This window comes from bacterium (assembly GCA_016703265.1).
Classification (GTDB): Bacteria; Krumholzibacteriota; Krumholzibacteriia; order LZORAL124-64-63; family LZORAL124-64-63; genus CAINDZ01.
Map to the genome: position 1 here is coordinate 261,272 of JADJCK010000001.1, position 13,991 is coordinate 275,262.

Sequence of the window (13,991 nt, forward strand, 5' to 3'; positions counted from 1 at the left end):
CGTTCAGTCCTTTCGGGGACGTGCCGCCGCCGGGCGTCGACCGTCCGGTTCGCGGCACAACTCGAGGATGGTTTTCTCGACGACGAGCTCCGGCTTGAGCGGCGAGCCCTTCAACCGGCGATCGGCGTCCAAGGCGATTTCCAGTCCGCGCGACAGGCCTTCGAGGCCCATTCCGCGGACCATGGGTTCCAGGAAGCGGAAACTGTAGGGGTTCTGGGCGCTGAGCGAGGCTATTTCGCCGTCGCGCAGCCCTTCGTCGCGGCAGGCGGCCAGGAGGGCCCCCTTGCGGATACGGGCCAGGAGCAGGGGGGCTATCTCATGGGCGCTGCGCCCCCACTCCGCCAGCCGGAACCAGGTGCGGAGGACCTCGGCGGCGCGCCCGGGCTCCAGCGCCGCGGTGATCTCGTAACCCTCGAGCGCGGCCTGGTCCATGATGATCTCGCCGAGTTCGTCGGCGGACAGCGCGCGGCCGCGGTCCTCGCACATGAGGGCCAGCTTGTCGATTTCGCTCTTGAGGCTCATCAGGTCGCCGCCGACCAGCTCGACGAGCAGGCGCGCCTGGTCCGGCGCCAGCGGCAGGCTTTCCTTCTGCGCGGCCTTCAGGACCCACTGCATGAGGGCGTCGCCGGTGGGCGGCGAAAAGTCGAAGTACCAGCCTTCTGACTGGCACAGCTTCACCCAACGCTTGCGCTTGTCCGCCTTGTCCGACGACATGATGAGGATGGTCTCGGGCACCGGCCGCGCCAGGTACTTCTCGACGGCGGCAGCGCCGTCGGCATCGCCCACGCACTGCTCGGCGTGCTTCAGCCAGATGACCTGCAGCTTGCCGAGCATCGGCAGCGCGAGCGCCTGCTGGATGACGCGGGCGATGGGGGTCTGGTCGCCGCGGAAGACGTGGTAATTGAAGGCGGCGCCGCTCTCTCCGAGCGCATCCTTGCGTATCTTCTCAACCACGCCCTCGACGCGCAGGATGTCCTCGCCGGCCAGGAGATAGACCGGGCGGAACTTCCCGGTCTTCAGGTCCTCGCGCACGAGGTCCTGGAAACCGGGATCAGCCGTTTCTCCGCGCCCTGAGCGTTGTCCTGAGCGCTGTCCTGGGCGCTGCGCCATCTACCAGTCCTCCACGACCTGCGCGAGGATATCGCGCACGATCTCGGCCGCCGCCTCGGCGCGCGCCGACTGCTCGGTGGTGCCCTGCGGATCGTTCAAGACGTAGTTCCCCGAGCCGTTGAAGGTACGCCGTTCGAAGATGGTCTCGTTCGTCTTCTTGATCGTGAACGTCAGCGACACGGCGATCTGCACCTGGTACTCGTTCACCGTCAGGTCGGGACGGGTGGCCATCTCGCGCAGCAGGTAGCGTGTCACCTTGCCGGTGATGACCGAATCGGCCACCTCCTCGCCCACCACCTTCAGCGTGTTGTCCTCCTGCAGCGACCGCACGATGGCATCGGTCAATTCCACGCCGATGTTCGCCTCGGGCGTGTCGTTCTCCAGGAACGCCACAAACACGCGCTTGCGGTCTTCCTCGACGCGCCCGCTGCTGGCGGTGTAGACGCCGCACCCGGCCACAGCCCACAGCGCGGCTGCGAGCAGGACCATGATTACCGCGGGCCGCAGGCTGCGCCTTGCGATGTGTGCATAGCCGTTCATGACCGTATCCCGTACTGCCGCAGCCGATAGCGGAACTTGTCGCGATTCAGCCTCAACAGGCGCGCGGCCAGGCTCTGGTTGCCGTTGGCGGCAGCAAAGGCCCGCCGCACCAGCGCTTCCTCGAATTGCGCTACGATCTGCTCCAGGTCCACACCGTCTTCCGGCCAGGGACCGGTCAGGACATCGTTCAATGCCGCCGGCAGGTCGTTGCCGCCGGCGTCCGGCTCGCTGCCCAGGCGCAGTTGCGCTGCCGTCAGCGAGATCCCCTCTTCGAGCAGGACCGCGCGCTCGATCACGTTGCGCAGCTCCCGGATATTGCCGGGCCAATGATACGCAACCAGTTGCCGGGCCGTCTCATCGTCAAATCGCTTGAAGTTCTTCTTGAAGCGACTGCTGAACTTGCCCAGGAAGAACTCGGCCAGCGGCAGGATGTCCTCGGACCGCGCACGAAGGGGCGGCACGGACAGCCGCACCACGTTAAGGCGATAGTAGAGATCTTCGCGGAAAGTCCCTGCCTTCACTTGCGATGCGAGGTTGCGGTTCGTGGCCGCCACGATGCGCACGTCGACCCCGACATCCTGCAGGCCACCCACCCGGCGGAAGACCATCTTCTCCAGCACCCGCAGCAGCTTCACCTGCACCGTGAGCGCCATCTCACCGATCTCGTCCAGGAACAGCGTACCACCGTTGGCCAGTTCCAGCAGGCCCAGCTTCTGGGCCACGGCGTCGGTGAAGGCGCCCTTCTCGTGGCCGAAGAGCTCGCTCTCGAGCAGGTTCTCGGGCAGGGCCGCGCAGTTGACGTCCAGGAACGGGAAATCGCGCCGGGGCGACGTGCGGTGGATCAGGTTGGCCACCACGTCCTTGCCCACGCCCGACTCGCCGTCGATGAGCACCGTGCTGCCGCCGCCCGCCGAGATCCGCCGCACCGTGTCGTAGACGTCGATCATCGCCGGCGACTGGCTCGGCACCACGTCGTCGATGCCCCCGAACAGGTCGCTCTGCGTCAGGCGACGGTAGCGGTCGCGCGCATCGGCCGTGGCCTCAAGCCCCTTGCTGACGACCGAGATCAGGCTCTTCAGCTGGATGGGCTTGGTCGCGTAATCGAAGGCCTCGAGCTTCATCGCCTTGACGGCGGAGTCCGCCTCGCGGTAGGCGGTCAGCATGATGACGCACAGGTGGGGCAGCTTTTCCTTGAGCGTGCCGAGCACCTGCAGCCCGCTCATGTCCGGCAGCATCAGGTCCAGCAGGACCAGGTCCGGCACGCGGGCGAACGCCTCGCTCAGACCCTCGCCGCCCGAGGCGGCCGTGCGCACCTCGTACCCCTCGTCCTCGAGCGTCGACTCCAGGAACAGGCGGATCGCCTCTTCGTCATCGATGACCAGGATGAGGGGCTTCATGCGGTCCTTGCGGGAGTTCACGGGTCGGATTCCGGGGCGCGCTCAGGGCGCCCGCACAGGGGCATTATGCATCCGCCGCCCGGGTCAGGCAAGGGCAACGGAAATCGGACTGCGGCGATGCCGGCGCATGAAAAAGGGACCGCGCCGAAGCGCGGTCCCTGATTTTCCGCCTCGACCCTGGCTTAGCGCGCGCCCTCGCCCTTCAGCACCACGCTCACGGTCGCCAGGAGGATCTTGAATTCCTGGATGAAGCCCGCCGAGTGGATGTACTGCCGGTCCAGCTCGATCTTGCGCCGCACCGACTCGATCCCGTCGTCGTAGCCGTTGATGACCTGCGCCAGGCCGGTGATGCCGGGCAGCATCAGCAGGCGGTCGCGGTAGAAGGGAATCTCCTTCTCCAGCTGCCGCACGAACACCAGGCGCTCCGGGCGCGGGCCGATGATGCTCATCTCGCCGCGCAGCACGTTCAGGAACTGCGGCACTTCATCGAGGCGCGTCTTGCGCAGGAACTTGCCGACGCGCGTGACACGCACATCGTTCTTGGTGGCCCACTGGGGACCGCCGGCCTCGGCCTGCACGCCCATCGAGCGCAACTTGATCACGCGGAAGGGGCGACCGGGCTGCAGCACCTTGCGGCGGTCCGGCCCGTCGTGCGCCGCGCGCGTGCGCCGGCGATTGATGCCCACGCGCTCCTGCGCGAAGAACACCGGGCCGGGCGAATCGAGCTTGATGATCAGGGCCAGCAGCGGCAGCACGAGGCCGAAGACGCCCAGGCCCAGCAGGGCCACGCTGACATCGAAGCCGCGCTTGGCGACCAGGAACACGGAACTCGGCAGCCGCAGCGTGCCGGAATAGGCGGGGACCGCGGCGAGTCCTTCGCCGGGCATCGCACTGGTCAAGGGAGCTGACAGAGCCGCCGCAGCACCGGGACCCGCCACCATTGCGGTGGCCCCCAGCTGTGCGATGTCGTCGCCTCCACCCATCGGCCTGTTTGACATGGTATTCACCGTTGTGCGCTCTCGGCGCCATCCGTGGATGCCGAAGCTGGATAGTGTGAAAGCGACCCGAACTTTCGGCCAGGGCCCCCCGGTCCCGGACCAGATCGCTTTTTCTCGACTTGATCATTGTAAACCTTGGGAGTCAGGTTGGCAACAATGATTTTATTTATTGTATCCCGGGTCCCGATGGCCCGAATTGGCTTACCGGTTGCTTCCGGGCACGGTATCCCACATAATTGACGGGTTCTGTAAGTCACGTGTCGTCAATGGGTTTTGTGGAATGGAAAGGCGACAGCCCCGTGCGTCCGCCCCGCCAATGGATCGCCCGCACCTTCCTCGTGGTCGCAGCGACCGCGGTCATCTACGTGGTCGGCGCCGCCATCATCGGCTGGGACGACCTTCGGGACCACCTGGGCGCCTTCCCCGGCCACCTGCTGGCGCCGCTGGCCGGCCTCTCGCTGGGCAACTATCTGCTGCGATTCCTGCGGTGGGAGATCTTCCTGCGCCGCCTGGGCATCCGCATCGGCCTGCCTTCGTCACTCATTCTCTATTTCTCGTCGTACCTGATGGTGATCACGCCCGGCAAGATCGGCGAGGTTTTCAAGGCCGGCCTGCTGCGCGAGCGCTTCGCCGTGCCCCTGGCCCGCGGCGTGCCCATTGTCCTGGCCGAGCGGATTTACGACTTCCTCGGGGTGCTGCTCCTGGCCGCGGTGGGGCTGACCTTCTGGCCGGGGCCCCTGGTCGGCCTGACGGGCGGCCTGGTCGCCGCCGCTGCCGTGCCGGTGCTGCTGGCGCTGTTCCAGGTGCGGCCCGTGCGTGACCGCCTGCTGGCCCGGCTGGCCGCCCGACCGCAGCTGGCCCGCCACCGCGAAGGCCTGCAGGGCGCCACCCATACCCTGGGGCGCCTGCTGGGACCAGCCGAGGCGGCCTGGGCCGTTGCCCTGTCGACCGCGGCCTGGGCCTGCGAATGCGCAGGTTTGTGGCTAGTCTGCAGTGGCCTGGGCCTTGACGTGCCGCTCGGCCAGGCCTGCTTCGTCTACGCCGCCGGTACGCTGGTGGGCTCGCTCAGCTTCCTGCCCGGCGGCCTGGGCGGCACCGAGGCCACCATCGTCTGGCTGCTGGGACGCCTCGCCGTGCCCAGTGCGACGGCCGGGGCGGCGGCCCTGATCATCCGCATCTTCACGCTCTGGCTGGCCGTGGCGGTCGGCCTGGCGTTCTGGGGGCCGTCGAGGCGCCTGCTGCTCGAGACGCGAAACGAGGCGGGCGGCCCAGCCGTCCGCTGAGCCGCCCGCAGATTTTCCCCGCGATGGCCGCGGTCTAGTTACCCTGGTTCAGCGCCACATAGACCGCCGCGACCGTCGCGGCCGTTCCCAGCAGGAAGGCCAGGCTCGTCTGCAGCTTGCCCGGGCGCGACATCATCACCTGCACCGTGTCCCCGGGATGGATCAGCGGGTTGCCCGCCAGGTCGCCCTTCTCCAGGAACAGGCGCAGGTTCACCTGCTGGGCCTCGTCGCTGCCGCTGCCGGAATGCACCCACCAGATCTTCTTGGTGTTTGCATCGACGACCGGCGCACCGGCCAGCATGAGGACGTCCATCAGCCGTGTGGGACCGTCGACGGGCACCACCGAAGGCACCGCCACGCCGCCGAACACCTTCACGCCGCGGTTCGAAGGCACGCCCGACACGCCGTCCGGCAACGTCGGGATCACCAGCGTGTCCCCGTCCTGCAGGGTCCCGGTCGGGAAGCCCTCGCCCTCGAGCATGCCGGACAGGTCCATGGGAATCGTGCTGGGGGTGCCGTCCACCTCGCGGATGACGCGCGCTTCGCGCAGGTCGGCTGCGCGCAGCGGCCCGCCCGCGGCCCGCATCACGTCCCACACCGTGGGATGGGTCGTGAACTCGTGCACGCCCGGGTGGCCCACCTGGCCGATGACATAGACACGGAAGGTCGCCGCCTCGGTCCGGGTCAGTTCGACGGAGTCGAGCGTCGGTGCGATGAGCCGCAGGCGCTGCTTGAGCAGCACGCCGGCCTCGCCGAGCGTGAGCCCGGTCAGCCGCACTTCGCCCACCTGCGGGATATCCACGGTGCCGTCGCCCGCGACCACCAGGGCGCGGTCCAGGTCCGGGCGTCCCGGGATCACCATCTGCAGCACTTCGCCCGGGCGGATTCCCGCCGCGGCCGTCTGGGCGCCCGCACCGCTCGCAGCCAGCGCCATCATCGCCAGCATGGCCAGCGCCAGTGCCCGGCGTCCCTCAGTCGTACGCATCCTCATCGTCACGCCTTTCCGCCGCCGAGGGCCTGCGCACGGTACCATTCCACGGTACGGCGCAATCCCTCTTCCAGATCCACCTGGCCAATATAGCCGAGATGCTCGCGCGCCAGCTTCACATCGGCCTGGGAGTGCTTGACGTCGCCGGCCCGCGCGGCGTCGTAGGTGGGATCCACCTGCGAGCCCACCAGGTCCCTGATCCTGAGGCAGAGGTCGGTCACCGAGATGCGGCCACCCAGCGCGATGTTGTACGAACGCCCGCCGGCGGTGGCCGGCGCCGCGCAGGCCGCCACGTTCGCCTCGACGACGTTGTCGATGAACGTGAAGTCGCGCGACTGCGAGCCGTCGCCGTGGATCACCGGCGCCCGGTCCTCGAGAAACGCGGTGATGAACTTCGGCATTATGGCTGCGTACTGGCTCTCCGGGTCCTGGCGCGGCCCGAAGACATTGAAGTAGCGCAGGCCGATCGTGCTCAGGCCATAGAGGTTGTTGAAGACGGCGCCGTACATCTCGCCCACGCACTTGTTCACCGCGTACGGCGACATCGGCCGCAGCGGCATTCCCTCGTGCTTGGGCAGTTCGACAGTGTCGCCGTACACCGAGCTGCTGGCCGCGAACACAACGCGACGCACGCCCTGCCGATGCGCGCCCCAGAACACGCGCAGCGTGCCGCCCACGTTGTGTTCGTTGCTGGCCAGCGGATCGACCACGCTGCGCGGCACGCTCGGCAACGCCGCCTGGTGGAAGACGCAGTCTACGCCGCGGCAGCAGCGCTCGACCGTGTCCAGGTCGGTGATGCTGCCGATCACCAGCTCGAGATTGCCGGTCGCGCCGTCAAGGTTCTCGCGCCGGCCCGTCGACAGGTTGTCGAGGACCACCACCTCGTGACCGGCGGCGGCGAGCGCCCGGGCCACATGCGAACCGATGAAGCCCGCGCCGCCTGTCACCAGGTATCGGGTCATTATTGCGTGTCCTCCCGCTCGCCTAGAGCCGCGTCAGGTCGGGATGCCGCTCGCCCTTCAGGGCGTTGCGGGTGTCGACGACCAGCGGCCCGGCGCCGAGCAGAACCTTGTGATCCACGGACGGGTGCGGCGTGACGATGACCGCCACGTCGTAGCCGGCCAGGCCGGCCTTCGACCAGTCCGTCAGCTGCTTGCCGTGGATGCCCGCCGGCAGCGCCGGCACGTGCGGGTCGTACCACGACACCTCGGCGCCCGCCTTGTTCAGCAGCTCGATGATGTCGAGCGCGGGCGACTCGCGGATGTCGTCGATGGCCGGCTTGTACGCTACGCCCACGACCAGCACGCGGCTGCCGTTGATCGCCTTCTTGCGACCGTTGAGCGCGAGCGCAGTCAGGTTCACGACGTGCTTCGGCATGGCGCCGTTGACCTGGCCGGCCAGCTCGATGAAGCGCGCCTCGGACCCGTACTGCTTGGCCTTCCAGGACAGGTAGAACGGGTCGATGGGGATGCAATGGCCGCCGAGACCCGGGCCCGGGTAGAACGGCATGAAGCCGAAGGGCTTGGTCGAGGCGCCGGCGATCACTTCCCAGACGTCGATGTCCATGGCCGAGCACATCAGCGCCAGCTCGTTGACCATGGCGATATTCACGCTGCGGAAGGTGTTTTCCAGCAGCTTGACCGTCTCGGCCACGCGCACCGACGACACGGGCACGACCTTGTTCATCACCTGGCTGTAAAGCGTCTTCGCCACTTCGGTGCAGGCCGGCGTCACGCCACCCACGACCTTCGGGATGTTGATCGTCGTGTACTGCGCGTTGCCCGGGTCGACCCGCTCCGGCGAGAACGCCAGGAAGAAGTCCTTGCCCACCTGCAGGCCGTCCTTCGAGAGGATCGGCAGGATGACTTCCTCGGTGGTGCCCGGGTAAGTCGTGCTCTCCAGGATCACGAGCATGCCCGGATGCATCCCGGCCGAAATGGACGCCACGGCGGACTGGATGTACGAGATGTCCGGGTCGCGCGTCTTGCTCAGCGGTGTCGGCACGCAGATGTTCACGGCGTCGACGTTCGCGAGCTCGGAGAAGTCCGTCGTCGCGCGCAGCCCGCCCGGCTTGACCGTCTCGGCCAGCTCGGCATCGCTGATGTCGATGATGTAGCTGCGCTTCCGGTTGACCTGTTCGACCTTCTCGGCCGACAGGTCGAAGCCGACAACTTCAAATCCGGCCTTGGCGTAGGCGACGGCCAGGGGCAGGCCGACATAGCCGAGGCCCAGCACGCTCAGGCGCGCCTTGCGGTTCTGCAGTTTCTGGATAAGAGCCTGCTGCATGGGACACCTCTTGGACGGTAAGGCACGGTTCCGCCCGGCGCCGCGGGATCCGCGTCGGCCGGGCGATTGTTTTGCTGACTCGATCTATCGGCAGTTCCGGTGCGGACTTAACCGCCGTGACGACTTTCCGGGTCGGGCGTCCCGTCGTCATCCCCCGCATGACGGAAGCCCGCTCGCAATTCGCTCATCTCTCGTCGTATCTGACGCATTTCCACCAATTTATAATATAAACGGCGCGAGACCGAAAGGGCGAAGATGACGACCAGGACCACCACCCCACGCCGGTACCACGGGTTAAGGCCGGCCCCGTGGATGCGGAACAGGCTGTCGAACGTCTTGCCGAATACGATAATCAAAATAAATAACATGGCCGTCAAGACGGCGTGCACGGTGCGCACGCTGAGGTCCTCGCGCAGGCGCAGGTACTGGCGCAACGGGAAGTCGCCCGGCGCACCGTCGCCGAAGCGACCGGGGAACCGTTCACTTGTCCTTGGGGATCTCTTCGAAATCAGCATCGCTGACATCCTGGTCCGACAGGTTGGTGTACCGGCCGGACTCGGCCGCCTGCCGGCGCTCACGTCCGCGGGACGATTCCACGCGCCAGGCGCGGTAAATGCCACGGGCGAACATCAGCACGGCCAGGAACAGGAAAACGCGCAACAGAAGGGTGATCATGACTCACGACGCAGGGTTGGAGTGGTACGCCCGGCGAGACTCGAACTCACGGCCTTCTGCTCCGGAGGCAGACGCTCTATCCACTGAGCTACGGGCGCACCTTGGTGCCGTATAATGGGGCTTGCGGCCCCGACAGTCAAATGCCCGTTGCCGGGCTCGTGGCCGGTTTGGCCAGCAATTCGCGCGCGTAGGCAACCTGCGCCGCCGGCGGGCCGGCGCTGGTGACGCTGCCTCCGAGCAGCCGCGCCACTTCCTGCACGCGTTCTTCCGCCGTCACCTCGGTGACCGCCAGCACGGTCCGGCGGCCGCGAGCGGCCTTGCGTACCACCCAGTGCCTTTCACCCTTCACCGCGACGGTGGCCAGGTGGGTGATGCAGATCACCTGGCGTCCCTCCGCCAGCCGGGCCAGGAGCGCCGCCACCGGTCGCGCATTGTCCATGCCCAGCCCCGAGTCGATCTCGTCGAAGAGCAGGAGCGGCCGTTCCGCCTGCCGGTCGGCCAGCACCGACAGCCCCAGCCAGATGCGGGACCGCTCGCCGCCCGAGGCGATGGCCCCCACCTCGCCGGGCGCCTCGCCGCGATTCGTGCGCACGCGCAGGCGCACGAGGTCGGCGCCATTGCCGGTCAGCCGGCAACGGCTGCCGTCCAGCTCGATGGGCCCAGACGCGTAGAGGTCGGGTTCGATCTCGAAGCGCAGTTCCAGGTCGGGCAGGGCGAGCGGCCGGATCAACTCGGCGGCCCTCCGTGCCACGTTCGGCGCCCCGTCGCGCCGGCTCTGGCGAAGCGCCGCGGCGGCCGTCGCGGCTTCCACCGCGGCCGCCTTCAGCCCGTCCTCGAGGACGCGCAGGTCGTCCACCGAACTGCGCTGCCGATCCAGCTGTTGTGCCAGTTCCTCGCGCAGCGCGATCAGGCCCGGCACGTCCCGCTGGTACTTGCGGCACAGCGACTGGTACTGCGCGCGCCGCTCTTCCCACTCGTCCAGGCGCGTGGGGTCGATGTCCAGCCCGTCAACGAACCGGCGCAGGTCCGCGGCGGCCTCGCCGACCGCCTCTTCGGCGTCCCGCACCAGGCGCAGGGCAGCGCCCAGCCGCGCACTCGTCTGCTCGAGCGGTGCCAGGGCCTTCTCCGCCGAGCCCAGCAAGGCATCGGCAGCCGGCTGGCCGTCGCTCAGGTCCTGCAGCGCGCGCCCCGCCGCCTCCAGCAGCCCACGCGCGTTGCGCCCCACGGCCAGGTCCTCGTCGAGCTGTTCCGCTTCGCCTTCGCGAAGCCGCATCTCCACCAGTTCGCGGTGCTGGTAGCTCCAGATCTCCTGCTGCCTGCGCGCGAAGTCGACCTCGCGCTGCCGGCCGGCCAGCGCCGCGGCCGCTGCCTGGTGCGCCGCCACCGCCGCGCGCACCGCTGCCAGCTCGCTGTCGAGGCCGAGCGCGGCATCGAGGAACTCACGCGCAAAAGCAGGCCGCGCCAACTGACGCTGCTGGTCCTGGCTCTGGATCGCGACAAGCCGGCCGCCGATGTCCTCGAGCAGCGCCTGCGAGGACACCAGCCCGTTGATGAGCACGCGCCCGCGGCCCTCGCGCCGCAGTTCACGGCGCAGTACGAGGACGCCGTCGCTGCCCACGCGCACACCGAGCCCCGCGCAGGCGGCCAGCGCCGCCTCGTTCTGTTCCAGGTCGAAGACGCCCTCGACCCACGCCAGTTCCTCGCCCTCGCGGATCAGCTTCGGGTCGGCCTTGCCGCCGGCCAGCAGCGAAGCGCGCCGGCGACGAGCGACTTGCCCGCGCCGGTCTCGCCGGTCAGCATCGTCAGGCCGTGACCCAGCGGCAGCACCGCCTCGTCCACGAGCGCCAGGTGGGCGATCCTCAACTCGCGCAGCATTCAGCGCCCCTTCCGTTCCCGCCGCCGCGGGCCACCCCAGTTCAGCTTGTGCCGCATCACCCGGTAGAAGCTGCTCTGCGGGAACTTCACCAGGCGCACACGGGCCTCCGCCAGCTCGAACGCCAGGTGGTCGTTGTCCTCCAGCACGCAGGTCTCCTGGCCGTCGGCGGTCAGGACGGCGCCTTCACCGGTGCGCAGCAGGATGATCTCGATCAGCGTCGGCTCGGGCACCACCAGCGGGCGCATGCCCAGGGCGTGCGGGCAGATCGGCGCGATCAGCAGGCAGGGCACGGAAGACTGGCAGATGGGACCGCCGGCCGAGAGGTTGTAGGCGGTCGAACCGGTGGGCGTGCTCACGACAACGCCATCGCCCAGGAAATGCCCGAGCGAGTCCCCGTCGAGCCGCAGCTCCATCTCGATCGCGCGGGGCATGGGGCCCATGTTGATCACGAGGTCGTTGAGCGCGGTCAGGCGACCCTGCTCGCGGCCGTTACGGTCCACGCGGCAGCTCACCTGCGAGCGGTCCTCGAGGTGGAAGTCGCCGGCCGCCAGCTGGGCGAAGGCCCGGTCCAGTTGGGGCAGCGGGATGTCGGTCAGGTAGCCGAGCGAGCCCAGGTTCACGCCGAGGAGCGGCACTTCCGTCCCGCCGACAGCCCGCGCCGCGCGCAGCATCGTGCCGTCGCCGCCGAAGGCGACGATCACGTCGGCAGCCTCGACCAGCGCAGCCGCGTCGAGCACCTTCACCTCCGGCGGCACCACACCGGCCAGCTCACTGGCCGCGAGCAATTCCACGCCGTGCGAACGGCAGGCCACCAGCGCCGCGTCGATCGCCGGCGGCAGGTCGGCTTTAGAGGCGTTACCGAACAGCCCGATGGCGCGGGGAGCGGCCGCGGCCGCGTCCGCGATCACGAAGCGCTCCCGGCGCGCTTCCCGGCGCCGTCGGCATCGCCGAGGCGCGACTCGGCCAGCCGCGCCACGACGCGGTCGGCCAGCGAGGCGGCATCCAGCCCCATGCCCGCCAGGAGCTCGGCCCGGGTCGCGTGTTCCTGGAACGCGTCGGGGATGCCCAGGCAACTCACATGCGGCGGATGGGCCTCGTCGTGTTCGGCAGCCCACTCCAGCACCCCGGCCCCGAACCCGCCCACGACGGTGTTCTCCTCGATCGTGAAGACCTCGCGATGCCGCCGCCAGACGTCGGCCAGCAGCGCCGCGTCGAGCGGCTTGATGAACCGCATGTCCACCACTTCGACTTCGCAGCCGCGACGCGCCAGCAGTTCCGCTGCACCGAGGGCCGCCTGCACCATGGTGCCGACGGCCAGAAGGCAGGCATCGCCGCCTCCGCGCAGCGTCTCGCCGCGGCCCACGGGCAGCGGCACGGGCGGACCGTCGAGGGCCACGCCCAGCCCGGCGCCGCGCGGATAGCGCAGCGCGCTGGGGCCGTCCTCGCGCGCCAGCGCCGTCGCCAGCATGTGCCGCAACTGGTCTTCGTCGCGCGGCGCCATGACCATCATGCCGGGCACCATGCGCAGGAAGGTCAGGTCGAACACGCCGTGATGGGTGGGGCCGTCCTCGCCGACGACGCCACCGCGATCCACGGCGAACACCACCGGCAGGTGCTGCAGCGCCACGTCGTGGATGATCTGGTCCACCGCGCGCTGGAGGAACGTCGAGTAGATGGCGACGACCGGCCGCGCACCGTCGCAGGCCAGGCCGGCTGCGAAAGTGACGGCATGGCCCTCGGCAATGCCCACGTCGTGGCAGCGCTTCGGCTCCAGTTCACGCAGGCGGTCGAGGCCGGTGCCCGACGGCATGGCTGCGGTGATCGCGTGCACGCGCGGGTCGGCGGCCGCCAGCTCGCACATCGTCTCGCCGAACACATCGGTGTACGAAGGCACTGCCGGCGTCACGACCTTGATGCCCTCGGACTTGTCGAACTTGCCCACTCCGTGGTAGCGCTGGTCGTCCTGCTCGGCGAAATGGTAGCCCTTGCCCTTCTCCGTGATCAGGTGGATCAGGATGGGACCCTTCAGCTGCCGCACCGCCTGCAACGTCTCGATGAGCACCGGCAGGTCGTGGCCGTCGAGCGGGCCGTAGTACTTGAAGCCGAGCTCCTCGAACAGGATGGTCGGCACCACCAGTTGCTTCAGGCTCTCCTTGATGCGGCCGGCCAGCTTCTGCGCCTTGCCGCCGCGCGGCATCTTGCCGAGCAGGTCCCAGACGTCGGCTTCCAGGCGCACGTAGTGGCGACCGCTGGTGATGCGCGTCAGGTACTTGGAGATGGCGCCCACGTTGGGCGAGATGCTCATCTTGTTGTCGTTCAGGATGACGATCAGGTTCGTGCCCAGCTGCCCGGCGTTGTTCAGGCCTTCGTAGGCAAGCCCGCCGGTCAGGGCGCCGTCGCCGACCACGGCCACGACCGAATGGGTATCCCCGCGCGCATCCCGCGCCGCGGCGTAGCCGACCGCGGCGCTGATCGCCGTCGAGGCGTGCCCGACGCCGAAGGTGTCGTGCTCGCTTTCGCTGCGCTTCGGGAAGCCGGAGACTCCGCCCCGGCGGCGCAGCGTATCGAAGCCGGCCAGTCGACCGGTCAGCAGCTTGTGGCCGTAGGCCTGGTGGCCGACGTCCCAGACGATCTTGTCGCGCGGCGACTCGAAGACCTTGTGCAGGGCCACGGTCAGCTCCACCACACCCAGGCTCGCGCCCAGGTGCCCACCCGTGCGCGAGACCGACGAGATGATCTGTTCGCGCAGTTCCGAGCACAGGCGCGTCAGTTCATCACCCGTCAGGTGCTTGATGTCCTGAGGACCGCTGATGCCGGGCAGGATCCCGCCCATCTCGC

General features: G+C 68.6%; 14 protein-coding genes and 1 tRNA gene. 1 reads left to right on the forward strand and 14 read right to left on the reverse strand.

From position 1 onward, the window contains the following. Nucleotides 1-3: 3 nt before the first annotated feature. The 4 genes from holA to IPG61_01235 all read right to left on the reverse strand — a co-directional run bounded on the left by holA (nt 4) and on the right by IPG61_01235 (nt 3,934). A complete protein-coding gene (gene holA, locus IPG61_01220) occupies nt 4-1,110 on the reverse strand; it encodes a DNA polymerase III subunit delta (GenBank protein MBK6732719.1) in 1,107 nt (368 codons plus the stop codon). After that, nucleotides 1,111-1,650, reverse strand: a complete 540-nt coding sequence (locus IPG61_01225) for a hypothetical protein (protein ID MBK6732720.1) — start codon at nt 1,648-1,650, stop codon at nt 1,111-1,113. Beyond that, a complete protein-coding gene (locus tag IPG61_01230) occupies nt 1,647-3,047 on the reverse strand; it encodes a sigma-54-dependent Fis family transcriptional regulator (protein ID MBK6732721.1) in 1,401 nt (466 codons plus the stop codon). The genes IPG61_01225 and IPG61_01230 overlap by 4 nt, the downstream gene beginning before the upstream one ends. A 182-nt stretch (nt 3,048-3,229) precedes the next feature. Then, entirely contained in the window at nt 3,230-3,934 is a 705-nt protein-coding gene (locus IPG61_01235; protein MBK6732722.1) for a sugar transferase, read from the reverse strand. Nucleotides 3,935-4,344: 410 nt separating this feature from the next. On the opposite strand from IPG61_01235, the gene IPG61_01240 reads away from it, so the two are divergent. Next, entirely contained in the window at nt 4,345-5,328 is a 984-nt protein-coding gene (locus tag IPG61_01240) for a flippase-like domain-containing protein (GenBank protein MBK6732723.1), read from the forward strand. 34 nt (nt 5,329-5,362) lie between these two features. Here IPG61_01240 and IPG61_01245 read toward each other — a convergent pair whose 3' ends face one another. From IPG61_01245 to IPG61_01290, 10 genes are all read right to left on the reverse strand, one after another. Beyond that, a complete protein-coding gene (locus IPG61_01245) occupies nt 5,363-6,319 on the reverse strand; it encodes an SLBB domain-containing protein (protein ID MBK6732724.1) in 957 nt (318 codons plus the stop codon). Between the two features lie 2 nt (nt 6,320-6,321). Continuing rightward, a complete protein-coding gene (locus IPG61_01250; protein ID MBK6732725.1) occupies nt 6,322-7,278 on the reverse strand; it encodes an NAD-dependent epimerase/dehydratase family protein in 957 nt (318 codons plus the stop codon). Between the two features lie 22 nt (nt 7,279-7,300). Beyond that, nucleotides 7,301-8,602 carry a nucleotide sugar dehydrogenase gene (locus tag IPG61_01255; protein ID MBK6732726.1) on the reverse strand — a complete coding sequence of 434 codons (1,302 nt, stop codon included), beginning with the start codon at nt 8,600-8,602 and terminating at the stop codon, nt 7,301-7,303. A gap of 107 nt (nt 8,603-8,709) precedes the next feature. Beyond that, the gene (locus tag IPG61_01260; GenBank protein MBK6732727.1) at nt 8,710-9,117 is read right to left on the reverse strand and encodes a hypothetical protein; all 408 of its coding nucleotides are present in this window, start codon (nt 9,115-9,117) and stop codon (nt 8,710-8,712) included. Beyond that, the gene (locus IPG61_01265; GenBank protein MBK6732728.1) at nt 9,083-9,277 is read right to left on the reverse strand and encodes a hypothetical protein; all 195 of its coding nucleotides are present in this window, start codon (nt 9,275-9,277) and stop codon (nt 9,083-9,085) included. The genes IPG61_01260 and IPG61_01265 overlap by 35 nt, the downstream gene beginning before the upstream one ends. A 22-nt stretch (nt 9,278-9,299) precedes the next feature. Further along, nucleotides 9,300-9,375, reverse strand: a tRNA-Arg gene (locus tag IPG61_01270). A gap of 38 nt (nt 9,376-9,413) precedes the next feature. Next, the gene (locus tag IPG61_01275) at nt 9,414-10,895 is read right to left on the reverse strand and encodes a hypothetical protein (GenBank protein ID MBK6732729.1); all 1,482 of its coding nucleotides are present in this window, start codon (nt 10,893-10,895) and stop codon (nt 9,414-9,416) included. Nucleotides 10,896-10,990: 95 nt separating this feature from the next. Then, a complete protein-coding gene (locus tag IPG61_01280; GenBank protein ID MBK6732730.1) occupies nt 10,991-11,152 on the reverse strand; it encodes a hypothetical protein in 162 nt (53 codons plus the stop codon). Next, nucleotides 11,153-12,061 carry an NAD(+)/NADH kinase gene (locus IPG61_01285; protein ID MBK6732731.1) on the reverse strand — a complete coding sequence of 303 codons (909 nt, stop codon included), beginning with the start codon at nt 12,059-12,061 and terminating at the stop codon, nt 11,153-11,155. Then, complete coding sequence (locus IPG61_01290) at nt 12,058-13,986, reverse strand: 1-deoxy-D-xylulose-5-phosphate synthase (GenBank protein MBK6732732.1); 1,929 nt, start codon at nt 13,984-13,986, stop codon at nt 12,058-12,060. Before IPG61_01290 ends, IPG61_01285 begins: the two co-directional genes overlap by 4 nt. Between the last annotated feature and the right edge of the window lie 5 nt (nt 13,987-13,991).